Annotated in this window: 19 protein-coding genes and 4 tRNA genes; 8 read left to right on the top strand and 15 right to left on the bottom strand. The window is 45.6% G+C overall.

Going from position 1 to position 24,341, the window contains the following annotated elements:
- The first annotated feature begins 82 nt into the window (after window positions 1-82).
- Entirely contained in the window at window positions 83-946 is an 864-nt protein-coding gene (locus tag AC5YB3_RS09840) for a Tim44 domain-containing protein (protein ID WP_259567166.1), read from the top strand.
- Window positions 947-1,185: 239 nt separating this feature from the next.
- Here AC5YB3_RS09840 and AC5YB3_RS09835 read toward each other — a convergent pair whose 3' ends face one another.
- Complete coding sequence (locus AC5YB3_RS09835) at window positions 1,186-2,550, bottom strand: sodium-dependent transporter (protein WP_494527031.1); 1,365 nt, start codon at window positions 2,548-2,550, stop codon at window positions 1,186-1,188.
- A gap of 368 nt (window positions 2,551-2,918) precedes the next feature.
- Complete coding sequence (locus AC5YB3_RS09830) at window positions 2,919-3,419, bottom strand: Lrp/AsnC family transcriptional regulator (protein WP_115336051.1); 501 nt, start codon at window positions 3,417-3,419, stop codon at window positions 2,919-2,921.
- A 193-nt stretch (window positions 3,420-3,612) separates the two neighbouring features.
- Here AC5YB3_RS09830 and AC5YB3_RS09825 point away from each other — a divergent pair, with 193 nt between their 5' ends.
- The gene (locus AC5YB3_RS09825; RefSeq protein WP_494527030.1) at window positions 3,613-4,338 is read left to right on the top strand and encodes a substrate-binding periplasmic protein; all 726 of its coding nucleotides are present in this window, start codon (window positions 3,613-3,615) and stop codon (window positions 4,336-4,338) included.
- 53 nt (window positions 4,339-4,391) lie between these two features.
- Here the strand turns inward: AC5YB3_RS09825 and AC5YB3_RS09820 are convergent, their stop codons facing one another.
- The 3 genes from AC5YB3_RS09820 to AC5YB3_RS09810 all read right to left on the bottom strand — a co-directional run bounded on the left by AC5YB3_RS09820 (window position 4,392) and on the right by AC5YB3_RS09810 (window position 7,481).
- A complete protein-coding gene (locus AC5YB3_RS09820; RefSeq protein WP_494527179.1) occupies window positions 4,392-5,174 on the bottom strand; it encodes a phosphatase PAP2 family protein in 783 nt (260 codons plus the stop codon).
- Window positions 5,175-5,296: 122 nt separating this feature from the next.
- Entirely contained in the window at window positions 5,297-6,775 is a 1,479-nt protein-coding gene (gene creD / locus AC5YB3_RS09815; RefSeq protein WP_494527029.1) for a cell envelope integrity protein CreD, read from the bottom strand.
- Window positions 6,776-6,974: 199 nt separating this feature from the next.
- Complete coding sequence (locus AC5YB3_RS09810; protein ID WP_494527178.1) at window positions 6,975-7,481, bottom strand: hypothetical protein; 507 nt, start codon at window positions 7,479-7,481, stop codon at window positions 6,975-6,977.
- A gap of 249 nt (window positions 7,482-7,730) precedes the next feature.
- Between AC5YB3_RS09810 and AC5YB3_RS09805 the strand changes: the two genes are divergently transcribed.
- Window positions 7,731-8,903 (top strand): winged helix-turn-helix domain-containing protein, encoded by a 1,173-nt coding sequence (locus tag AC5YB3_RS09805; protein ID WP_494527028.1) that lies wholly within the window; start codon window positions 7,731-7,733, stop codon window positions 8,901-8,903.
- Here AC5YB3_RS09805 and AC5YB3_RS09800 read toward each other — a convergent pair.
- The 3 genes from AC5YB3_RS09800 to ubiK form a co-directional block, all read right to left on the bottom strand.
- Complete coding sequence (locus AC5YB3_RS09800) at window positions 8,900-9,247, bottom strand: hypothetical protein (RefSeq protein ID WP_259527765.1); 348 nt, start codon at window positions 9,245-9,247, stop codon at window positions 8,900-8,902. The two genes, AC5YB3_RS09805 and AC5YB3_RS09800, sit on opposite strands and share 4 nt — an antisense overlap.
- Window positions 9,248-9,321: 74 nt before the next feature.
- The gene (locus AC5YB3_RS09795) at window positions 9,322-9,666 is read right to left on the bottom strand and encodes a hypothetical protein (RefSeq protein WP_494527027.1); all 345 of its coding nucleotides are present in this window, start codon (window positions 9,664-9,666) and stop codon (window positions 9,322-9,324) included.
- Between the two features lie 96 nt (window positions 9,667-9,762).
- Entirely contained in the window at window positions 9,763-10,017 is a 255-nt protein-coding gene (ubiK, locus tag AC5YB3_RS09790) for a ubiquinone biosynthesis accessory factor UbiK (RefSeq protein WP_494527026.1), read from the bottom strand.
- Window positions 10,018-10,251: 234 nt separating this feature from the next.
- Between ubiK and rep the strand changes: the two genes are divergently transcribed.
- Entirely contained in the window at window positions 10,252-12,264 is a 2,013-nt protein-coding gene (gene rep / locus AC5YB3_RS09785; protein WP_494527177.1) for a DNA helicase Rep, read from the top strand.
- A gap of 47 nt (window positions 12,265-12,311) precedes the next feature.
- Here the strand turns inward: rep and AC5YB3_RS09780 are convergent, their stop codons facing one another.
- Window positions 12,312-14,960 carry a sensor domain-containing phosphodiesterase gene (locus AC5YB3_RS09780; RefSeq protein ID WP_494527025.1) on the bottom strand — a complete coding sequence of 883 codons (2,649 nt, stop codon included), beginning with the start codon at window positions 14,958-14,960 and terminating at the stop codon, window positions 12,312-12,314.
- A 206-nt stretch (window positions 14,961-15,166) separates the two neighbouring features.
- On the opposite strand from AC5YB3_RS09780, the gene AC5YB3_RS09775 reads away from it, so the two are divergent.
- The 4 genes from AC5YB3_RS09775 (at window position 15,167) to AC5YB3_RS09760 (ending at window position 15,615) form a co-directional block, all read left to right on the top strand.
- Window positions 15,167-15,243 (top strand) — tRNA-Arg (locus AC5YB3_RS09775).
- Between the two features lie 53 nt (window positions 15,244-15,296).
- Window positions 15,297-15,372 (top strand) — tRNA-His (locus AC5YB3_RS09770).
- A gap of 33 nt (window positions 15,373-15,405) precedes the next feature.
- Window positions 15,406-15,482, top strand: a tRNA-Pro gene (locus tag AC5YB3_RS09765).
- A gap of 56 nt (window positions 15,483-15,538) precedes the next feature.
- Window positions 15,539-15,615, top strand: a tRNA-Pro gene (locus AC5YB3_RS09760).
- A gap of 371 nt (window positions 15,616-15,986) precedes the next feature.
- Here the strand turns inward: AC5YB3_RS09760 and AC5YB3_RS09755 are convergent.
- The 6 genes from AC5YB3_RS09755 to AC5YB3_RS09730 are packed head-to-tail and all read right to left on the bottom strand — an operon-like array spanning window position 15,987 to window position 24,252.
- On the bottom strand, window positions 15,987-17,906 hold the full coding sequence (locus AC5YB3_RS09755; RefSeq protein ID WP_494527024.1) for a bifunctional diguanylate cyclase/phosphodiesterase: 1,920 nt from the start codon (window positions 17,904-17,906) through the stop codon (window positions 15,987-15,989).
- 8 nt (window positions 17,907-17,914) lie between these two features.
- Window positions 17,915-18,622, bottom strand: coding sequence for a transglutaminase-like cysteine peptidase (locus tag AC5YB3_RS09750; RefSeq protein WP_006083437.1), 708 nt, complete (start codon window positions 18,620-18,622; stop codon window positions 17,915-17,917).
- 19 nt (window positions 18,623-18,641) lie between these two features.
- The gene (locus AC5YB3_RS09745; RefSeq protein WP_494527023.1) at window positions 18,642-19,250 is read right to left on the bottom strand and encodes an OmpA family protein; all 609 of its coding nucleotides are present in this window, start codon (window positions 19,248-19,250) and stop codon (window positions 18,642-18,644) included.
- A complete protein-coding gene (locus tag AC5YB3_RS09740; protein ID WP_107946338.1) occupies window positions 19,247-20,668 on the bottom strand; it encodes a TolC family outer membrane protein in 1,422 nt (473 codons plus the stop codon). Before AC5YB3_RS09740 ends, AC5YB3_RS09745 begins: the two co-directional genes overlap by 4 nt.
- Window positions 20,669-20,695: 27 nt before the next feature.
- A complete protein-coding gene (locus AC5YB3_RS09735) occupies window positions 20,696-22,078 on the bottom strand; it encodes an HlyD family type I secretion periplasmic adaptor subunit (protein ID WP_006083434.1) in 1,383 nt (460 codons plus the stop codon).
- A complete protein-coding gene (locus AC5YB3_RS09730) occupies window positions 22,075-24,252 on the bottom strand; it encodes a type I secretion system permease/ATPase (protein ID WP_006084409.1) in 2,178 nt (725 codons plus the stop codon). Before AC5YB3_RS09730 ends, AC5YB3_RS09735 begins: the two co-directional genes overlap by 4 nt.
- Window positions 24,253-24,341: the final 89 nt, after the last annotated feature.

Raw genomic sequence — 24,341 nt, 5'->3', positions numbered from 1 at the left:
CCTCCGCTTTTTCATAGTTGACATATAATGTCATCCCGCTATGATGCCGATACCACAGGTTATAAAAACAAAGATCTTATAAATGAAAAAGTTATTAATTATGTTTGCGATGATTTTTGCGGTTAGCTTGGTTGCTAGTCCAGTCGCAGAAGCGAAAAAGTTCGGCGGTAGTAAATCTATTGGCAAGAGTCACCAAACGGCTCCGGCTCAACCAGCGGCGACCAACACACCGACTACAGCACCAGCGGGAGCGCCGGGCAAGAAGGGTATGATGGGCGGCATGTTAGGCGGTTTATTAGCAGGTGGCTTATTGGCTGCGCTGTTTATGGGCGGTGGTTTTGAAAATATTCAAATTATGGATATTTTGATTATTGGTTTGCTGGCATTCGTACTATTCAAAATCGTCCGTACTGTGATGGCCTCAAAAGCGGGGGCGCAGCAAAGACCAGCCTACGCGGGTGCTGGCCAACCCAATCCGAATATGCAGCGTCAACAGGCTGAACAAACAGGTTTTGCCACCAATGCTAACAGTGGCAGCAATGGTTTTGGCCAAGCGACAAGCGCAGTTCCTTTTGATTTGCCAGCAGGTTTTGATTTACCCAGCTTTTTGGAAGGCGCTCGTAGTCACTACAAAACTCTGCAATTGGCGTGGAATGAAAACGACTTAAGCAAAATCCAAGAGTATGTTTCGATTGAGCTTTACAATGAACTCAGCAACCAACGCCGCGAGTTAGTTGGCGATCAGCACACTGAAGTGATGTTTTTGGATGCCGAACTCGTCCGCGCCACACACAATGCAAATCTTGCGGAAGTGAGCGTTAAATTTAGCGGCCGCTATCGCGATACCGTTGAAGGCGTAGAAGAGGACATTAAGGAAATCTGGCATTTAGAGCGTAACGTAACGCAAGCCAATTCACCTTGGTTGATCGTCGGTATCGAACAGTAATCTGCCCGTCTTCAAAAGCAGCCTTAATCTCTTAAGGCTGCTATTTATATCCCCTTTCGTTCAAATCCAGCCTCCCTTCAGTAGTTCAACGTTATTGATAGATGGAAGGATACAGCTGTCATCGCATTGACTATTGGCGGCAGCAAGCCCTTGATGATTATTTTAAAAAAGTTAATTAGATCATCCATTGCTAAATAAAAAATCCCCGCACTTAGCGGGGATTTTTGCTTTTTAAAGGGTTACACAAATTGCCTGATGGCGATCGCGATAATCAGTACTGGGCACACATACTTCACGTACCTTGGCCAAATGCGCCAGAAGAGTCCTGCGGTATCGACACCATCTTGTCCACGAATCACCTTGAGTAATTGTGTTTGGCGCCAAATCCAACCTAAGTAAATCGCAATGCCGAGTGCGACCAGCGGCTGGGCGATTTGGGTGGTGAGCATAATAGTGAAGCTAAATAACGTCTCAAAAAATACCGCCAGTAATAGGGATAATGAGGTCAGTAATAGGCCGATGATCAAGGTGGCGCGCTGGCGGCTGAGTCCGAATTTCTGCATCACATAGCTAGTCGGGACTTCGGCGATAGAAATGGCAGAAGTCAGGCCGGCGATGATCAGCAGAATAAAGAACACCACGCTGATGATGAGGTTGGCGGTGTCTCCTAAGGTCGAAAATAAGGCGGGTAAAACAGTAAACACCAGCGCATCTGAGTCGAGTAATTTGCCCTCGGCGTTAAAAATCTCCACGCCATTGTGCTGGGCCACATACATGGCTGGGATAATCAAGAAAGCGGCGAGAAAGGCGATGCCACTATCGGTAAAGGCAACCCAGACGGTCAGCTTGGCGATATTCTCTTTTTGGCTCAAATAGCTGCCATAAACCATCATGGCACCTGTGCCTATGGTGAGGGAGAAGAAGGTTTGTCCGAGCGCGCTGATCAAGGTATCTGGCGCCAGTGCCTTAGTAAAGTTAGGCGTTAATAGTGCGGTAATGCCTTCGCTCGCGCCATTAAGAGTGAAGATATACGCCACGCCCGCGATCAGCATGATCAACAATAACGGCATCAAGCGTTTCGACCATTTTTCTATGCCTTCTTGTACGCCTTGCAGCAATACCAGAAACACGAGTGTGCTGAAGATCAGCGTGAACACCAGATTGCGCGATAGCGAGAAATCCACTAACCAAGCGGCGGTATCGTTCGAGCCTAAAGCTGTGGCAATCGGGGCGATGGCGTAGCTGACAAACCAGCCAGAAAGAATGCTGTAGAAGGTATAGATTAATCCCGCGGTGACGATGGAAATCAAGCCTATCGCCTTGCCTAAACCGCGAGTTAGGGTGTTGAAGCCGAGTTTGCCCATGGCATCGGCGGGGTTGGTCTGTCCGTGGCGACCTATCATGAGTTCGGCCATTAACATGGGAATGCCTAGGATGAAAATCAGTACCAGGTAAACCAGTAAAAAGGCACCGCCGCCATGGGTGGCTGCTTGGGTGGGGAATCCCCAGATGTTACCTACACCAACGGCGCTACCGGCTGCCGCCATGATAAAACCTAAGCGTGAGCTGAAGTGGTTAGTCGAACTTGTATTGGCCGATTGCATTGTGCCTCCCGTAAAAAGAAGGCGTATCTTAGGCAGATAAATAAGAAGTTCAACGCAATTTTAGTGCGTTAAAATGATGTTAATTGGCAATTTATATTCTAATTTTGCTGATATTTTGGTGTTGTATTTCGTCAGCAGACTTTATGCGAGACTATATTGCGAGTAGCGACAACTCGCGACCTCACTTTAGCGAATAATTGCGATGATAAAAATGCAATGAATTGTGATCTTATGGTCAAAAAATACCGTATGGCAGGAGCTTAGTGGGTATTTTGATGCTATGACTTTACTTGAGTCACGATTGTGACTGGATAAGTCTGAGTCATGTCGCAGCACTTTGTGTTTGAACGCCGTATCTTTTACATAGCCTATGGTTGAATGGTGATATGGCTTAAGGGAATGGCCGTGTGGTCCTTGACCTTTTTCAACACAAAGCTGGAATGCACACCTGCGATATGCACATTCGTCGTGAGTTTATCTAACAGGAAAGTGCGAAAGTGCGCCATATCTTGCACTAATACCTTAAGTTGGTAGTCGGCTTCAGAACCTGTGATCAGCGCGCATTCTTGGACTTCTTCGTAGGCTAGTACATTGGCTTCAAATTGATTGAGGATTGCTGGCGTGTGTTTTTCCATCCGCACATGGATATACGCAGTCAAATGCAGGTTGAACTTATCCGCCGACAGACGCGTCGCATAATCGGCAATATAGCCCGCTTCTTCTAGGGCTTTAACACGGCGCGAGCAAGGGGACGGCGACAGGCCGACTTTATTGGCCAGTTCGAGGTTGGATAATCTGCCGTGGGTTTGCAGTAAACGCAAAATGGTTAAATCGAGTTGATCGAGTTTGTATGGGGGAGTTTCTGTCATCGAAAGCTTAGGGTTGGCTGGGTCTGCCCCTAGTTTGCCAGCCTTAGCCAAGTTTGCCAAAAATCTTGAGTCAATCAGGATTTAAAAGTTTGGAGAGTGATCACCCTTACTGACTGTGGGTGAGGGGCGCGCTGTCTGGATCTCCCACCATTTACCGCTATAGTTATAATACTAATAAGAGTGAGCGCACTGTATGCGCTTGAGTTTGCTGTTAATCTGCCTATACGTCTTACCGACGTATGCATTTCCTGCCTCGATAACCATTGGTAGTGCGTTAAATCGCCCACCCTATATTATCGAAGATGCCGAATCGGGACTTGAGATTGATATTATTAAGGCCGCCTTTAAGGAAATGGGCCAGTCAGTTAACTTTAAATTTTACTCTCGTAAGCGCCAAGTTTTATATTTCAACAAAGACAGATTAGATGCCGTAATGACCATGAACCCTGCAAATGGTGTCGATGGCTATTGGTCCAATGATTATGTCGACTATACCAATGTGGTGATTAGCTTGGCTACGCAACACCTTGAAATAAAAAGTATTGGCGATCTAAAAAACTACAGTATTGCGGCCTTTGAGAATGCCCGACTATTGCTCGGCGCTGAATTTAATGCCGTAGCGCAACAGACGATTTATCGCGAAGTTGATACTCAATTAAGCCAAAATCGTATGTTGTACTTAGGCCGGATTAATACTGTGATTGCCGACCGTTATATCTTCACTCAATTGAATCGGTTTGTTGAGCCCAATATCGACACCCAGCAAGCATTGAGCTATCACTTTATTTTCCCGCCGACATCCTATCGCATGGTATTCCACAACTCAGTGGCGCGGGATACTTTTAATCAAGGGCTGGCAAAAATTAAGGCCAATGGGATTTATCAGACCTTAGTGGTCAAATACTTAGGCAGTGCTTAGCAAGGCCTAAGTATTTGAGCGAAAGGCTGAATCGAGATGATCAACTACAGAGGTTAGCGTTCAGGAACTTTCACAAGCGCTTGCGTGAGAGGGCGTATTTTACTGACTAAGAATACGCTCAAGCTGCTGATGAAGGCGGCTAAAAAGGTCGAAAACAACACATCTTGTGGCCAGTGCATCCCTAACAGCATGCGGCTTAATCCCATCAAAAATCCCCAACCCAATAATACCAATGCAACGCTAGGTAAGCCTGCGAGCAGCAGATAGTAACTGGCGGTGAGCACCAGCGTCACAGCAAAAATGGTATGCCCAGAAGGGAATGAGTAGCCGATTTCATCTTCCCAATGCTGGTGAATGCGCGAGTCGAGCTTCATCTCAGGCTCCGTCACTTTTAAGCCATCGAGCGCAGTGGATATTGTCTTGGAGCGCCCTTGTTTATCCAATTGATAAAAGGCATCGAGTGAAAGCTGCTCGTCCGTAGGCAGTGCTTGCTTAGCCAAAAAGACCAGATTAGGTCTGGGCTCTTTAAAATAGGATTTGAGCGTATGGCTCACACTTAAGCTGATGACTTGGCTGAGACTAATGGCTAAAAACAAACTCATAAAGAGGGCTTTAGGCATAAGACGATAGGCGATAGCCAGCACAAACAACACAGTGGCCACGCCATAGGGCGCTGTGCCCGTCATGGTAATCCAATATAAGGTTCGGGCTAAGTGAGAATGCAGATCGATCAGTGGAAACAACTGATTTTGGGTCAGTAACAGTAAGCTTGGAATCGTTGCCAGCAATAACCAGGCTAAACCTAAACGGCGGAAAAGATAGGCGCTATGGGTCAAAATATAAGCCTCTTGATAAACGCCATAGGCTACAACGCGGCAATGGCTTTGCCAATAAAAAAATCCCGACAGCAAAAAGTGGCGCTGTCGGGGGTCTTCAAGGGTGGATCGGTTGGGCGTTGTTACGCCGTGTTCTTGGGTTGATGCCTTGTGACAAACATCAAAATCAGTAGGACAACTAACAGTAATCCTGTGCCCATTAGCAGGGCGTAGTCTTCCAGTTGCAGTATCGAGTAAAGCACGGCATATAAACTCACCAGCATAATGCCCACTATCCCGCCGCGCTTGATGCTTGCGGTGGCACTGCCCACGTAGGCGGATACCGACAACACGGGAATACAGGCGGCAATTAAATAGGCATGCAAGAAGGCTAAATGCTCAGACAGCGACAGCAGTAGCAAATAGAACAAAGCCATGGCGCTGCCGACTAACACATATTGAATCGTGCTGAGGCTGGTTTTTTGCCCAAGCTCAAAAATGAACAACATGATAAAAGTCAGTACGATAAACAGCAGGCCGTATTTCACTGAGCGTTCAATCTTGCCATAGTGAGTCACAGGTTCGAATAAAATCGCATTGGCCGATACTTCGGTCAGACTCGATTTATTACTCTTAATGAACTCCTGCGGATAGTTACGGGTTAAGTGACTGATATTCCAGCTTGCCGTAAAGCCCTGCGCGTTAATATCCCGCTCTGCAGGTAACAATCCCTTAAAGCTAGGGTGTGGCCAGTCGGCGTGAATGTTAATTAAGGTTTGCTCACCCAGTGGCAGGGCGCTGATGGACTGAGAACCGCGCAGTGTCATTGCAAAGTCCACGCTAAAGTCACTGGCTTCGGCGACTTGTACGCCTTGGTTAAAGCCCTTTTCTAGACCGCCTGTGCTGCCTAATCCGGTGCCCGACATCAGTGAGCCTGATAGCGTGACCGCATCACCCGTTAATTCAAGTCTATCCACTTTATCAATGGCTTGATTTGATGAAACACCAAAGGCGAGGCGCGCATTTTTATTGTCAAAGGCAATGAGGTTAGGGATTTCATAATTACTTAAACTGAAATCTGCCTTGCCTTGCAAAGTGGCGTTATAGACTAAGGATTGATAAATCCCGCGAGTACGGAAGTCATGCTTAAGATCTAAATCGAGCTTGAGTTTTTTTGGCAGTATGACCAATTCATCTTGATAGGTACGCTTCACTTGATGGCGATTTTTGCCATCGGCGCTGACTTCTTCCTGCATCACAAAATAGCTATAGGGAATGACAATCACAGGGCCTGAGAGAGTTTGCTGCTCGCCCCATGAACGGCCAATTTCATTGACAACACTGTGGTACAAGGCTTCGCGATCTGAGGTCATATCCATGATGATCCCTAATGGGATCATAGCTAAGATCGACAGTATGCCTATGGTTAACGCTTTCAATAGAGTCGTGTTTTTAGCGAGTGACGTCCCTTTACTGTGTGAGGACAGTGCCTGTGGCGATTCCATGTCTATTCCTTGATTTTGATTAAATTTTTTGAGGAGTGCGCGCACCACTAAATAGGCCGCGCCACCAAATAAGGCCAAACTAAGTAGGGTGAGTACCCAGAAAATAATACTGAACATTGGATTTCATTCCCTATGAAATACGACCGAGACTTCACCGCTAAGATTGTGCTGAGTTAGCTCGGTATCACGGCGGGTATTAAAACAGATTTCCCCGTAAGAGTTGCGGGCAAGTTGCTGATCAATAGTGGCAAGATTATGGCAGTGGCTGTTAATTAAAATATTAAGCGATACATGAGTTACTCAAAAGCATTGCGCTTTAGCCAAACTTGGGGTGTTTTGACTCATAGTCGTCTTCTTTTCGAATATGCTTAAGCAGTGCTGCGAAGCTTTGCTTAAAGACGTCAAGTTCGGCGGAATAGACTACGGCATGGTGGGAAAACCAGTGCTGTTTTTCTCGCTCACGGTTACTGTAATCGGGCCAAATACGCAGCTCATACTCATCACCTATGACGACAATGACATAGGCGATGGCGCCATTGCTAAAGATGATGCATTGGGGCAGATAAACCAGCTCTTCACCTTTAAATAACTCATACCAGATTGCTTCGGTGTGCCAACTCACTATCGGCAGCGGCGCTTTGATGGAGCAACCAATCGACTGATGTTGATTGAACAGTACGGCGTTAATGTCATCCATTGAAAAGGGCTGGTGATCGCCATTTTTAGCTGCAAGTGAATACAAGATATTCATCAAAAATGGCAGCTTAGCGCCATTGCCCGTTTTGCGGCCGCAGAGTTGTGCTTGGCGATAGTAGAGATTCATCATCAATCCTTAATGAGATGTCAGCGCGCGGTCGGCGCTACCTTGAGCCGTGTAACTCACAAGGCTGTAAAGCGATAGCCGTTAAGTTATAAATGGCTTATGTTATCCGAAGAGCGCGCTGCATGAGCTGGTTTGCGGTGTATTTTAGAGGAACACTCGCAAAATAATAAGTACATCAGCTTTATTTTCAGTATTTTAAGTTTATCTATTGAGCCTGAAGTTTTGCCGGTCGTTGCGTTAGGAGACTTGATGTCGAATCCCTTTTCACCCCGCGAATGGCTGCAATTAACGATGCAGCAGCAAGGATTATTACAGCCACAGACTTCGGTGGCTGAGACTGTCTTGCGCCTAAGTTATGTGCAAATCGACTCGATTAACGTGGTTGAGCGTGCGCATCACCATGTGTTGCATAGCCGTATGCCCGGATACCAGCCGAAGATGCTCGATTCGGCTTTGGCTAAAGGTGAGATTTTCGAATATTGGTCCCATGCGGCGGCCTATTTACCGATCGCCGATTACCGTTTTAGTTTGCAACGTAAACTGCAGCTGCAAAATGGCGGTAAGCATTGGTTTGAGCCCGACGATAAAGTAATGCAAGAAGTGCGGGCACGAATCCTTGCAGAAGGGCCACTCAAGGCCAGTGATTTTGAACACAGTGAAGGTAAAAACGGTGCCTGGTGGGATTGGAAGCCCGCGAAAAAAGCCCTAGAGCAGCTCTTTATGCGTGGTGAGCTGATGGTGGTGCGGCGAGAGAAATTCCAGAAGGTTTACGATCTTACTGCGCGGGTGTTACCACAAGACATAAATGCCAAAGCACCGACAGAGGCTGAATTTACCCGCTATCTGATTGATCGTTATCTCGATGCCCATGCCTTTGGTACTGCGGCGCAAATAGCTTATCTACGCAAAGGCTTAAAATCAGCAGTAGCCCAAGAGCTGGCAGAGATGCAGTCACAGGGGGGATTAGCGAGTTTTAAGGCGGCGGGGCAAAGCTACTTTTACTACCCTGCATTACAGCTCCATGCGCCATTACCCAATAAAGTCTGGCTGCTTAATCCCTTCGATAATTTGTTAATCCAACGGCAACGGCTAAAGCAATGGTTTGATTTTGATTATCAAATTGAAGTCTATGTGCCCGCCGAAAAGCGTCGGTATGGTTATTATTCTTTAGCGATTCTGTGGCGCGATACTTTTGTCGGCCGCGTGGATGTGAAAGCCGATCGCCAAACGGGCATCTTGTTATTGCAGCAATTGACCTTAGAAGCGGGCGTGATGGTGAATGGCCTAGATGAGGATTTCTGTGCTGCCTTTGATATCGCCGTCAGTGAATATGCCCGCTTTAACGGTTGCGATCGCTGGAAGTTAATTAAAGCAAATCATAAAGGCCTTAAGCAGAAGTATGCACGGCAACAAAAGTGTTAGTCATCAGTCGCTTTAATTGGAATGTCCATAAAGCGAAAGCAACCATAGAGTAAAATGAGATACAGCAGTGGCAAGGTTGCGGTGACTAAGGGTGACGAGGCTGTGCTATCGCTTGCGATGCGATAGCAGGGAATATATACGGCGGGATAAACTAGGCTGCCCCACAGAAAACACTGATTCATCAATCGAGTGATAAAAGCGGGTTTGATACTTGATTGACTGGCCAGTCCCATCAAACTGGCGAGGAGTACTCCGGGATAAGTGAGTAGCGGCAGGCCACCAAGCAGGAGTAATGTCCAGCGTATTAGGCTCTCAAAAGTCGTCAATTCCACTGCGGTTTCCATCACGCTTATCGTCTTCCCTCTGTTGACGCTTTGCCTCAATCAATCACTCAGGTTTGCGGGTCTATTTTGCGGGTCTATATTGAGCTGCGATCCCGTTGCATCTTGAGCCTGAATCCCTGTTGGCAAAGGTTACTGAAGGATTTCTGCTGCGGTGAAATAACGATTCCGCTCGATGCTATCACCCGATAGTTTATCCAATAGTCTTCGAAAACACTGTCCGATGCCGCCTCAATCATGAGTTGATCTTGTTCGGTTTGCTGGCAGATCACCACGCCGTTATCGAAGTGGTACAGCATTTCTACTTCATGAATAGTGAGGTCGTTATCTTGATAGCTATGGTTTTTACTCGAATGGCTCACTATCGACACTAAGCTTGGATATACATGAATCGCAAGAATATAGCTGGCGAGTTGCTGCATTATTTCCCCAAGAGACGCACTGCTCGAAGCGTTAAAAACAAAAAAGCACAGCTGCGCTTTCGCTCACTGTGCTTTATTCAATATGCGTAACGTAAGTTAGCCCGCAGCGTTGAGCTTTTTTTCTAACTCATTGACTTGAGTTTGCAGCGCTTCTAACTTTTCGCGGGTTTTCAGTAGCACATGTTGCTGCACATCAAATTCTTCACGGGAAACCAAATCCAACTTGAGTAATTGATTTTGCAGAACTTGTTTGCTGCGCTCTTCAAATTCACCGGCAAATTGCTTCAGACCGCTGGGCAAACTTTCGCTCAGCTGTTTCGCCATTTCTTCAATTTTCTTTGGATTGATCATTATCTTGTCCGCCTCTTCAATGAATAGCTCGATTGTAACTCAGTGCGTTAGGTTTCAAAAGTAAAGCTAACGCGCGATGGCTTTAGTGAGTCGTTGTTGAGGCTTATATCACGGCTAAGCATGTCTATTGGGTTGAGTTCTGCTCAGCCCAAGCGGGGATTTGTTAGCCTTAAAACCGCCGATTCTGCTATGATCCCATCCCTTTCTGTCGACTTGTTTGGATATTGCGCAAAGATGAAACTCAATCCCGCCCAAAACGATGCTGTTCATTATGTTTCAGGCCCTTGCCTAGTATTGGCGGGTGCGGGCAGTGGTAAGACGCGCGTAATTATCAATAAAATCGGTTACTTGGTCGAAAAATGCGGCTATAAGGCACGCAATATTGCGGCGGTGACCTTCACCAACAAGGCTGCCCGTGAGATGAAAGAGCGGGTCGCTCAGTCCATGGGACGCAAAGAGGCCAGAGGCCTGTGGATTTCAACCTTCCACACCTTAGGGCTTGAAATCATTAAACGTGAGCATAAGGTCTTAGGCTTAAAGCCGGGATTTTCGCTGTTTGATGATCAAGATACCTTGGCACTGCTCAAAGAGTTAACCCAAGACGAGTTAGACGAAGATAAAGATTTACTCAAAGCGCTCGCCAGTACGATTTCAAACTGGAAGGGCGGTTTAATTATTCCCGAGCATGCACGCAAAATTGCTAAAGATGAGCAGCAGCATTTATTTGCCATGTTGTATCAGCGTTATGCCCAGCACATGAAAGCCTATAACGCCTTAGATTTTGACGATTTAATCCTGATGCCAACTTTATTGTTGCGGCATCATGAAGAAGTGCGTACCCGCTGGCAAACCAAGATCCAATACTTGCTGGTGGATGAATATCAAGATACCAATACCAGCCAATATGAAATGGTAAAGCTGTTAGTGGGTGATCGGGCGCGCTTTACCGTAGTGGGTGACGACGATCAGTCCATCTATTCATGGCGCGGTGCTAAACCACAAAACTTAGTGTTATTGGGTACGGATTTTCCGCAGCTTAAGTTAATTAAGCTCGAGCAGAATTACCGTTCTAGTCAACGGATCCTGCGGGCTGCCAACATTCTTATCGCGAACAATCCCCATGTTTACGATAAAGCGCTCTTTAGTGAGCTTGCCTATGGGGAGCCGCTGCGGGTGCTATTTGCCGCCAACGAGGATCAAGAGGCAGAACGTGTGGTCGCGGAAATTGTGCGACACAAGTTTGTTGGCCGTACTCAGTTTGGCGACTATGCGATTCTGTATCGCGGCAACCATCAATCGCGGTTACTCGAGCGCGCGCTGATGACGAACCGCATTCCTTACAAATTGAGTGGTGGCACGTCATTCTTCGCCCGTGCTGAAATCAAAGACATCATGGGCTATCTAAAGCTGGTGGTGAATCCCGATGATGATAATGCTTTTCTGCGCATCGTTAACTTGCCTAAACGTGGCATAGGCCCATCGACTTTAGAGCGCTTAGGTAATTTCGCTAATGAGAAGCATATTTCTATGTTTGCGGCGATTTTTGAGCCTGAACTCAATCATCATTTGCCGCCGGCGGCCATGTCATCCCTGTATCAATTTGGTCGTTTCATCGTCGAGACAGGGGACCATGCAGAGCGTGGTGAACCTGTCGAAGCTGTGAAGCATTTGATCCGTAAGATCAATTATGAAGATTATCTATACGAAACCAGCACGAGTGCCAAAGCCGCTGAAATGCGGATGAAGAATATCTCAGAGCTATACCGTTGGGTAACTGAGATGCTCGCAGGTGATGAATTAGATGAGCCAATGACCTTGCCTGAGGTCGTGACTCGACTGACGCTCAGAGACATGATGGAGCGCAATAGCGAGGATGAAGGCGGCGATCAAGTGCAGTTGATGACCTTGCATGCTTCTAAGGGCTTAGAGTTCCCGTTTGTGTTTATGGTGGGAGTGGAGGAGCGGATCTTGCCCCATCAAACCAGCATAGATGAAGACAATGTCGATGAAGAGCGTCGCTTAGCCTACGTGGGCATCACTCGGGCTCAACGTGAACTGTGGTTTACCCTCTGCCGTGAAAGGCGTCAATTTGGTGAAACCATGCGTTGCGAGCCGAGCCGTTTCTTGCTTGAGTTACCTCAAGATGATGTGGTGTGGGAAAATCGTAAACCACAGCAAACGGAGCTGGAGCGGATGCAGACTGGGCGAGCCAACATTTCTAGCTTAAGGGATATGTTTAAAAAATAACGAGCGTTTCGCTTACTGTTATTTAAAGTCAATCGCTTGGGGTTTATCTAGGCATATTCGAGCTGAGTACAGTTCTGTGGTTGGGTGTCACTTAAGGTAAAAGTGTCGGCTAAAGCAGCCCCCTGACCCAGCTGATAACCCAGTTCACTGAAGATACGTTTTTGTTCAGGGCAATCAATGCCATCGACAAAGGTTTGCAGTTCTAAGGTTGATGCCGTTTTTTGATAAGCGGACATTAATTTAAGCTGCTGTTCAGCGTGTATCTGTTTAGTGAGATTGGCGTCGAGCTTTAAGCCTTTAATCGGCAAAAACAATAAGCTATTTAATGCACTATAGCCGCTACCGTAATGACTGATACCGAGTTTCACCCCGAGTTTCTGCAACAATTCAAAGCCATTGATATGATTTTCAGTCTCCTGCACTAGGGCTTTTTCATTAAAGAATAACCACAAATGGCTCAGGTTTAACTGGGTCTGCTTGAGGGTGTTTTTCAAACTGCGCAGTACGTGCTTATGCTTGAGATGTTGGCTCGAAAGCATCACATGTAATTCAATAGATTCATCATGTTGCTTGAGCAGTTCAGCATAAGTGCGATCTATTATGCTGATCGTATATTTATCGAGTTCAACGGTAAGATGTGATTGTTCAGCAAGTGCACTGAGTTGTTCTTGTTGTAAAAGTCCACGTAGTGGGTGCTGCCAAAACAGGCGACTTTCTAATGCATGTACTTGACCAGTGTTAAAATCGACGACAGGTAAATAACTGAGTTCGATTTCGGCATGGTGTAATGCCTGTCTAAATTCATTTTCTAACTCGACATCCTGTATAGCTTGATGTTGGGCGTTATCATCAAAAATAACATAGCAGCCCTTACCGTTGGCTTTCGCTTGATACATGGCTGTATCTGCGTTACGCAACATAGATTCACTGGTATCGACTTTATGTTTACCACTGATGGTAATACCGATACTGGCGCCAGAGTTAAATTCCATCGTGCCGAGTCGATAGGGCTGGGATATTTTTTGGATCACTCTTTCTGATACGTCTCTTGCGTCGTTGATGTTGTTAATACTATCGAGCAAGATCACGAACTCATCACCACCCAGGCGCGCTAATGTGTCGTTATCACGAATGCAGGACTTGAGGCGGCTTGCTGTCTCGATTAAGAATTTATCGCCTTCTAAGTGCCCCATAGTGTCGTTAATCTGTTTGAAGCGGTCGAGATCGATAAAGAGCAGGGCAAACTGTTCTAAGCTATGGCGACGGACGTGCTTAATGGCTTGAGATAAGCGTTCCATAAACATAGCGCGGTTAGGCAGGCCTGTGAGTGCATCATGCTTAGCGTCGTGAACTAACTTAGCTTCCATACTGCGGCGTTGTTGAATTTCTTTCTCAAGGTTTTGATTGAGTTCGGCTAACGCTTTAGTGCGATCGATGACTTTTTCTTCTAGCTCTTCATAACTGCGTTGCAAGGACTCTGCGGACAGTTTCTTCTCGATAGCAGAACCAATGTGTTGCGAGACAAATGTCAGTAATTCTAAGTCTTTGACTTGGTAATTTTGCGTCATGCTAAAACTGTAAATCGTCAAGGCACCACGTACTTGATCATGGATGAAGAGGGGGATGCCAATCCATTGATGCATAGTTTGAGTGTGGTTTAACGCTGGCGCTTGGGAATACAATTCGCCAGAGGCAATTAACGCATTGATACTATTTTGATCTAACAGTAGTGGGCGCTTATGTTTGAGCACATATTCGGTTAAGCCATCCTGTAGCGGCCGAGTTCCTGGATGTTTATTGGCTAATTGCGAGACATAAAAGGGGAACGTGAGATGAGTTTCTGTGTCATCCAAAAGCGCGATATAGCAATTGTTGGCGGGAATGAGGTGTCGAATGACATTATGCAATTGGGCATAAAAGTCTGGGTTGTCGGCACTGGAACTGGCTAGTTCGGCAATTTCGAACAGTGATTTTTGTAAGCGCTCAGCTCTGCGTCTTTCATAGACTTCTAGTTTTAATTTGTCGTAGGCTTGGCTGAGTTCTCTGGTTCTTTGCTGGATGGCTTGTTCTAATTGCTCCTGATGCTTGAGCCGTTCCATTACTCCTGAGATATGGTGACAAATGAAGGTCATTAACTCGAGTTCGATTTCACCATAACTGACATTCGTGTCGTAGGTTTGCACGACTAATACGCCGGTCACTATGTCATCGTGTTTGATGGGCACGCCAAGCCATAAATGGCAGGGAGAACCTAAGTTAACGATTTCCTCTGCGGCAATCAGTTCATTGACTTTGTCATCATCACATAACAAAGCCTTACCAGTTCTGAGAACGTAGCCCGTTAATCCCTGCTGTAGTAATGTTGATAAGGATTGTTCAGGATAAAGCTCCGCAGGATGCGCATCTTTCTCATCGGCGAAAAAAGGGATAGCAAGCTCGCCAGTGCTGACATCGAGGGTTGAAATAAAAAAATTATCAGCGGGAATGAGTTGTTTTAGGTGGCTATGCACGCCGACATAGAATTCTTCGAGTGAAGAAGCATGGGTCGCAATATTGGAAATTTCGAGTAATGCGTTTTGAATGATCTCGGCATGCTTGTACTTATGCGCTAATTGTTTTAAGCGAATAATTTTTTTGCGTAAGCGTTCAGCTTCATTTATACGAGGCTGGCCAGTTTCATCTTCATCCTTAAACATGATACTCACTAGTTAAATATAGGGTTGTTTTTACCAATCTCTATAATTAGCATGAAATACTGTAACATCCAAGTCATATTTTGGCTGCATTTTGCTTTAAAAGTCAGCTAATGTGATAAAACTTGAGCAGTCAGTAAAAAAAGTGCAAAACAGCTATAGACTCAAAGGGGATTTGACCCTAGTATATGCGGCGCTAACCAAGGCGAGCGCCCATAGCTCAGCTGGATAGAGCGCACCCCTCCGGAGGGTGAGGCCGAAGGTTCGAATCCTTTTGGGCGCACCAATTCCGAATAGAGTTGTGAGCTTTTAGGTTAGAAAGATAAGTGAAAGTCAGTGGTGATTGTAGCTCAGTTGGTAGAGTCCCGGATTGTGATTCCGGTTGTCGTGGGTTCGAGCCCCATCAGTCACCCCATTTCGTTTACTTTGATATAAAGATTGATATTCTCGGTGATTAGCGCAGCCCGGTAGCGCATCTGGTTTGGGACCAGAGGGTCAGAGGTTCGAATCCTCTATCACCGACCAAATTCTTCGCATAGCTAGCGAGCTTAATGTAAGTTAAGTAAATAGTGAACAGTTTACGGTGATTAGCGCAGCCCGGTAGCGCATCTGGTTTGGGACCAGAGGGTCAGAGGTTCGAATCCTCTATCACCGACCAAATAAGTAAAAAAGCCTCAGTATTCTAATGAATACACTGGGGCTTTTTTGCATCTGCGGTTTGCTGTTTGTATCTTGGCATTAGAAGCCTTATTGCCAGAAAGCAGAGGTCGAATCCTCGCGCTTTCAACGTATCGACCAAATTCAACGCATCGAACAGATAAGCAGAAACGTCTCAGCATTCTTAATCAATACACAGGGACTTTTACCACTTGTGCAATGTAGCTTCATACAGAAATTGTTTATGCGTTTGCTTAAACTCTATGTAGGCAATACAGATGTGCAACGGTATCGATATAGCCATTCTGTCGTTAGAAAAGTAAAAAGCTCCTTACGGAGCTTTTTACTTTTAATATCACTTCTTAATTTGGCTTAATCAAGATTCACCGGAGGGGCGATAAAGCCCTGATAGGCATCTGTTCTAAGCTCGTTAAAGCGCTCTAGCTGAGCTTGTTCTTGAATACCCGTCACTATGACTTGAATATCTAATCCTTTCGCTACGTTGATTAGCGCGCGGCACAGTTCACTACTGTGGTGGGTCTCATCATAGTAGGCGAAGGATTGATCGAGTTTCACATAGCTAGGTCTTAATTCTTGTAGATAAGACATAGAGCCAAACTGACGCCCAAAGTGGTCAATGCCGAATTTAGCACCGTTATCACGAATGATGTTACATAAGTGCTGACACGACTTAAGATCGCTATAGACGCCCGCTTCAGGGATTTCGAAGCAGATCCGCTCAATAAATGCGGCATTGCGTAAGAAGTGATTGAGCCACTCATGGAATTGCGGATCGTTAATACTTTGGTGGGTTAAGTTAATCGCGAGCGGTTCATAGCTACGCTCTAATAGTTTCTGCTCGTAGACAGTTTCAATCAAACATTTATCGAGCAGGGCACCGAGAGATAAGAGCTCGATATAAGGCATAAATTGCCCTGCATGGGCGAGTTGATCGCCGAGCTCTAATTGGCAATATAATTCCCGTTGCGCTATGCCATCGCCATCGCAAAACTGGATTGGTTGCCATCTAAACTTAAACTTCTTATTACTGATGGCATGGCTAAGGTTATCCCGCCACTGTTCACGGGTGAATAATTGCTGCTCTGTGGTTTCAAACCAATGGAAAGTTTTATTTTCTTGTAACGCTTTTTGAAGGGCGTTGTCGGCTTGGGCCAAAATATCCGACACATTCATTTGCCCAATACGCTCCGCAATACCAATCGCAAAGTCTTCATTAGGCTTACAGCCCGCCTTCGACATTTCTTGGTTGATGGTGCGGATAAGCGTTTGTAAATATTTGCTGATTTGATCGTGTTCAACATCAGTCACTAAAAATGCAAATTCATAGGCGGCAATGCGGCCTATAACAGACGGTGTTATTTCGTTTAACTGCAGCTGAAACTTTTCTGCCAAGATCCGTATGGTTTCATCTCGAACTTGGTAGCCATATTTGCTGTGCACTTCTTCGAGCCAGTCGAGTTTAGCCAGGAATAACGCGCCGCTGCTAGGTTCACTCAACCAACCATTTAAACGGCTCACCACGTATTGGCGGTTAGGCAGACCTGACGCAGGATCGACAAGATTTTTCTTACGCAACGCGCCGACTTCTTCGTCGAGGGAATGAAACACTTGCTTCAACTGCGCCGACATACTGTTAAATGCTGTCACTAAGTCTTTCAATTCAGTGGTCTTAGGTAATGCCATGTCTGGGCCAAATTGGCGTGCCGCAATACTTTTCGCGTGTTCCGATAAAGTGTGTAGAGGTTTCAATATCCACGTTAAACCAATTCTTGCGGTAAAAATGGCTACGAGGAAAAGTAGAGAGAAGGCAATAATCGTATTGGACATGATTCGCCACAGCTCATGGTAACCAAACCCAGGATGAGCGGTGATCTCAAGTTGCGCGAGTTGCAACCAGCCAGAAGTGATAGTGCTTTGTTTTTTGATGGTTTTAAATAGATTTAAATTGATAAACCATTGAGGTACATCTTCAATTCTTAAAGGGTTATTCCACTCTTGTTGCTTACCATCCACCATCCATGTCAGCTTTACATTTTGATAATAGCCACCTTCAAAGATGACATTCACTAAGGTTTCTGCCGCTGCGGTATCGCCAGCTTGAAGTGCTGGAGTAAGCATTAGACCAAGTGAAGTGCTGGCATTGTTTAGATCTGACTCCATTTGCTTGGTTAAAAAGCTTTGAGTCTCAGTAAATTGCACATAGCCAAGGCTTGCAACTACGAGCAAAAATAGGCTAAAAAGCAGCGAATAAATCTGTCTAAACAGTGTCATTTTTGGTGCTACTCCAGTTTTAATTTTGGTTGTCTAAGGCGGTCAACACCTAATCTATGGTTAAGATCGTTCCATTTTTCTAGCCGTGTTGACGAACCCGCTAGTACACCTCGACCTTGCTCTTTATTGAGCCATAACTGTTTACCGTTAAAGCTATAAACAGGTAGTAGATCTTTTCTTTTGGTGGCGGGCTTTATTTCATGATCGAGATTATCGAGAACTAAGGGGATCGATGCTGGTGTCTCATAGTAAGCCAATACCATGTGATATTGATTCACCGTAGTCGCTTTAACCATAGTGATCCGCATCTTGTCCTCTTGCACGCCAAGTTGGAGCAAGGTGAAGTATTTTGCGATCGAAAAATCTTCGCAGTCACCACCATTCACGCCAATAAACTCCATCGGCGTTGCCCAATAATTCGACTCACCCCATAATTTACTGTCATCAATAAATCGGAATAAGTTAAAAAAGTTATTCACTTTCAATAGCTTTTCTTTTTCATCTAGCGTACTTGCTTCCGACAACACTTTGAACCAAGCCCTAGCTCGCATCCCTGCACGCTCACCATAATGTTTTTCAAGGGTTGAAGTGATCTTCCCTTCATCAAGGTTTTGTGTGGGGGCAGCATATAGGCAGCATATGCCTAAGGCTGACGCTATTAGGCTAAAACGGCAGACTCGCAATAATGAATGTTTATAACCAAGTCTGCCGTTCATAACCTAATGTGTGAGTCCTTTATTTTGTGTTGTCATCGACCGAGTAAATCGTCCATTTCATGTCTGTGGCCGTATCATCACCGGTCACTTCAGCCACGACACGGCGGTTACTAATTTCAGCCTCTGGAGTACGTTCTAAAACCACTGGATTACTAGAACCATAGCCTTTAGCTGTGAGCCGGTTTCTATCGATACCAAATCTTTCTGCTAGCACTGCTGTCACTGCATCGGCACGTTCTTGGGACAATACTAAGTTGCGCTCATCGGTTCCCGTGCGGCTAGTGTGCCCTTCAATAGTCACTTTAGTCGTTGGGTATTGTTGTAAAAATACAGCGACTTCCTCAATTTGAGGATAGTACTCTGGTGCAATATAAGCAGAGTCATTTGGGAATAAAATGCTTAACTCTTTACGCTCGTTAATCGCTTTGATTTTGCCACAGCCATAGTTGTCAGTGCCGGCACCTTGTGCGGTATCATTACAGCGTTCACGGGCCTCAATAACACCATCTCCATCTTTATCTGATAGATCATAGGCTTGAGTTGTGGTCATTTCGTCAATATTAACTGTATCGCGCATTGAACAACCAGCTAAAATCGTGACACTGAGAAAAAAGATTATCGTTTTCATTGGTTGGCTCCTCCTTCATAGTTGCGTTCTCCACGCCATGCTTCAGGTCTGGTGACTCTGAGAGAGTCTAATAAGCGTCCAGTGGAATTTAGCACGCGATACTTAGCAATGATTTCATCATACTCTGCCTGTAAATAGTCTTTACGAGCTTCGAAGAGCTCATTTTCGGTATCCAACAAGTCGAGAAGACTGCGTTGGCCTAAATTGAACTGTTGTGCATAGGCTGATTGGGTATCTTTTGCGGCTATGACATGGTCTCGGATGTATTGCTTTTGAGGTGCCAGTAATTCAAATGCGTTCCAAGCGAGATTGACGCCTTCCACTACTTCGCGCTGGGCACGCTGACGGATTTCTTTGGCTTCACCAAGTTTGTAGGCCGTTTCTTTCTCACGGGCAAGATCTTTACCGCCCGAGAATAAGTTATACTTTACTCGAACCATGGCCATTAAATCATTGCTATAGCCACCCACATCACTGCGGAAGGCTCCTGCGCCAGAGATACCATCTTCGCCGCCGACATCATTATTCCAATTACCATTCAGCTCCAAAGACACCTGAGGGTAGTAATTAGATTGTACTGAAGAGCGCTCATTTTCTGCGGCGCTAATATCGTTTGCTGCAGATTTGAGTATGGGGTGATTCTCCTGTGCTGCGATAATGCCAGAGCTTAGATCCTTTGGCAGCATTTCTGCATCGGGAACAGGTAAGATTAAGTCTGCTGGTGCCGATTCTACAATTCTGATGTATTGCGCTTTTGCATCAAGTAAATTGTTACGAGCAGAAATCACGTTGGCATTAGCCCGCGCCAAACGTCCCGTGATTTGAGAGAGATCTGCAATTGAGCCTAAACCTGAATCAGTACGTTGCTTGATTTGGTCATAAATTTCTTTATGGCTGTTAAGGTTTTTCTCTGCTAATTTCAGCACTTCATCAGTGCGCAAATAGTTGAGGTAGACCTTACTGACATCGAGTGCCATATCTTCAGCTGCAGCAAGCAGTGCCCATTGGTCTGCGCTGGCTTCAAAGCTATAACGATCAACTTCGCTGCTGGTATAGAAACCATCGAAAAGCATTTGTTTTAAGCTAACACCAAACTCTCCGCGGTTTAATTCTGCCACCCCTTTGCTATCGACATCGCCGATATTTGGTCGTCTACGGGTCGATACGCTATCAGTCTGTTCATAGCCGTAGCCACCACTGACATCAATAGTCGGCATATAGCCTGCTATTGCTTGATTAACTTGTTCTTCACGCGCTTTAAAGCGGTTGAAGGCAACACGTAAATCAGGATTCGTATCAAGCGTATGTGCAACGGCTTGTTCTAACGTCTGGCTTTGAGCCGATAAAGGTAACAGGATCAATGACAGCACTATGGCTATCTTTGAACATTGAAATTGTCGTCTTGCTGAAGTCTTCATGACCAACCTCCCGGTTTATAAAAAGGCTTAGTGCTCTCTGAGCGCTGTGTCCTTAGCCCTTAAAATTGGATTTAAAATGTACTCAAGTATGGATCTTTGCCCCGTGATAACGTCAACCGAAGTTAACATTCCCGGGATAATTGGCATCTGTGTGCCATCGTTTTTGGTTAAACTGGATTCTGCAGTTCTGACTCGGATCAGATAATAGCTATTGCCCTCTTCATCTTGGGATGTGTCGGCACTGATATGTTCAACTGTCCCTTTAAGGCCGCCATAGCGAGTAAAGTCATAGGCGGTAATCTTTACCACTGCGGGTAATCCTGGGTGTAAGAAGGCGATATCTTTAGGCAAGATTTTGGTTTCAATCAGTAACTGATCTTCCGATGGCACTATTTCGATAATATCGACTCCAGGTTGCACAACGCCGCCTAGTGTATTGATGTGAGTGGTTTTAATGGTGCCATTGACTGGTGAGGTGATAATGGCTTTGCTGACTTTATCCTGTGCGCCCACTTGTGCTTCATTCATGCGAGACAGGCGGGTTTGGGTTTCATTAAGCTGTGCGCGTAGATCGGCGGCATAAACGAATACGGCTTCACGGCGTTTTAAGATGGCTTCATCCATCGCCGCTTTGACTTTCGGGCGCAGTAGGCGCATTGAATTCAATTCGCCTTGCAAATCGTTCACAGTGCGTTCGAGTTTGAGTAATTCAACCTCAGGCACGATACCTTTTTTAGCTAAAGGCCGAGTGAGTTCAAGCTCACGGGAGATCAGCTGCATACTGGTGGTTAACGTCGTTGTTTTAGACGCAAGATCATCAATTTCTTGTTGTCTTTGTTGAATTTGACGTACCAAGATCTCCAGCTGGTTACTTAAGTTATCTAAGCGTCCGTTGTATTCCTCTTGTTGTCTTTTAACTAAGGCTGGTTCCGCTGCAATAATATTCTCCGGGAATACCAATGCCTTTTTAGTAATGAGTACTTGTTCGCGCCAGTCAGAAGTCATGTCTGATATTAGAATGCTGTCGAGTTCGGCGCGCATACGAATAGCATTGGTTTTTAAGCCAAAAACTTCTTGCTCTTGTTGAGCATAGTCGGAGCGGAAGCGGGTATCATCAATACGTACTAAAGGTTGCCCTTTAGTCACCATTTCACCTTCCTGAACGTAGAGCTCTTGCATTATGCCGCCATCTAAACTCTGGATGACTTGGACTTGTGATGAGGGGATGACTTTCCCCGTCCCAGTGGTGACCTTGTCTAATTTAGCAAAACCCGCCCACAGTAAAAAACACACAACCATAGCTGCAAGTGCCCATATGATTAACCTGTGTCCGCTGGGAGCGTCCGTCATCATGGCGCCGTAGACATCATCAACCATGTCTAAGTCATTTGCGGTTAAATTTTTACTCATCTTTTAGCTTCTCCATTCACGAGGCCAAAATTGAGTTTTTCTAACACTTCTGCCTTGGGACCATCTGCGACCACATGACCGCGTTCGAGTACGATAATACGGTCAACAAGTTGCAGTAGATGCATCTTATGGGTAATAAGAATCAAGGTTCTGTCTTTGCTAACATTCTGCATTGAGCGAATAAATTGTTGTTCTGCGCGCGCATCCAAGCTGGCGGTGGGCTCATCCATCAATAGCACTGGAGGGTCATTGAGTGTGGCACGAGCAAGGGCAACGGTCTGTCTTTGTCCGCGACTGAGCGACATGCCGCCTTCGCCGACCTGTTGGTCTAACCCCTCTGCTTCTAGGTTGGTAAATTGACTCACTCCAGAAAGTTGTACTGCACGGATCAGCTGATGTTCAGTGACTTGGCGTGTACCAAATAAAATATTGTCGCGAATCGAACCGTGGAACAGGGTGACATCTTGGGGCAAATAACCAAAGTTACGGCGTAAATCACTCGGATGGATTTGTGCCGAGTCTAAACCGTCATAGCGCAAGCTTCCTGCTGTAGGTTGAAATAATCCAACCAATAGCTTGGCAAGGGTACTTTTACCTGAACCATTGCGGCCAATAATCGCAATACGCTCGCCGGGATTAATCGTCAGTGACATAGGATGAAGTACTGGTTTTTCTGAACCAGGGTAACCAAAACCGACATGATCAGCATTGATTTTACCTATCAGCCTTTGTTTACTAACCAAATGCCCTTTATTTTCAAACTCATCTTCTTGAGTCATGATTTCATTAAGCTGACGCAGTGCGCTGGCAGTGTGGTTTGCTCTGGTCATCAGGCCTGCAAGCTGCGCCATAGGTGAAATGGCACGGCTTGATAACATAACGGCTGCAATAATTCCGCCCATCGATATCGCATTATCGGCCACGCGATAAACGCCCAAAATCACCACACAAACAACGGTAAATTGCACTGTGAAGTTAGCCACGTTCGATACTGAGTTAGATAGCTTTTTTGACCTTAATTGCCAGTTGGCACTGTGGCCTATCATTTGTTGCCAGCTTTTTTGTACTATACCTTCGGCACCATTGGCTTTGATTGACTCTAGTGCCGATAAACTCTCGATTAAATGCCCATGTTTCAGGCTTGAAAATTTATTGCCTTCTTCGATAGCGGCTTTGAGTTTAGGTTGAATATAAAGCGTAAAGCCAATAATGATGGCGCCACCGATCACTGGAACAATGGCGAGATCGCCAGCAACGATGTAGATAATAATTAAGAAAAATACCGCAAAGGGCAGATCGACTAAAGTTGTGATCGTCGCCGAGGTTAAAATTTCACGGATGTTATCGAATTCGCCTAATTGTTTTGCCATACCGCCAATACTGGGGGAGCGTTTTTCTAAGGGGATACCAATCGCTTTTGCGAAGAGGCGAGAAGATACTATAATGTCTACTTTTTTACCGGCTACATCAATCAGGTAGCTTCTGAGCTGCCGCATGACAAGATCAAACAGATAAGCAATAGAAGCGCCAATCGCTAACACCCACAGGGATTCAAAGGCAAGATTGGGCACGACTTTGTCATACACGTTCATAATAAATAAAGGTGAAACTAAGGCGAACAAATTCACTAATACAGAAGCGATTAATGCATCGCGATAAATGGGTGCAGAATCTTTTAGGGTTTGGACTAGCCAGTGGGTTTTATTATCGTGTAGATAAACATCAAAGCCCATGTCACCACGGTATTCTTGTTTAACTAAGAATAAATATCCCACATATAAGGCTTCGAGCGACTCAATTGTCAGCGTCTCTTCACCACCCGTCTCGGGTAATTGAATAATCGCTTTATCGGACTCAACATCAAGTTCACGCAATATGCAGGCTTTCTTGTCTTTTAATAACAAAATACAGGGAAGCAATATAGGTGATACTTCGTTTAAGCCTTTTCGAGATAACTTCGCCGCTAGGCCAGCCCTCGACGCGGCCTGAGGTAATAAATCGGGTGTTAATACCGCACCTGACAAAGGTAAACCTGCCGCAAGCGAGTCGCTCGAGCACGGGTTGCCAAAATGCTCAGTGAGTAGCACTAAACAATCCAGCAGCGGATCCACTAAGACTCTTTGCGAGGCTGAAATGGTCCATTGGTCAATTTTTTCAGAAGCTGCAGCTGACACCTAATTACTTATCCTTTGGATTTTTATATGGTTATGGCAAGTATCGGTCATGATGGCCTATATTTCTATAGGCCATCTGAACTGATTTT

The sequence above is a fragment of the Shewanella sp. 1311 genome (genome assembly GCF_059338235.1).
The sequence above is the reverse complement of the archived record's forward strand: the minus strand, read 5'-3'. Positions and strand labels throughout refer to the sequence as shown.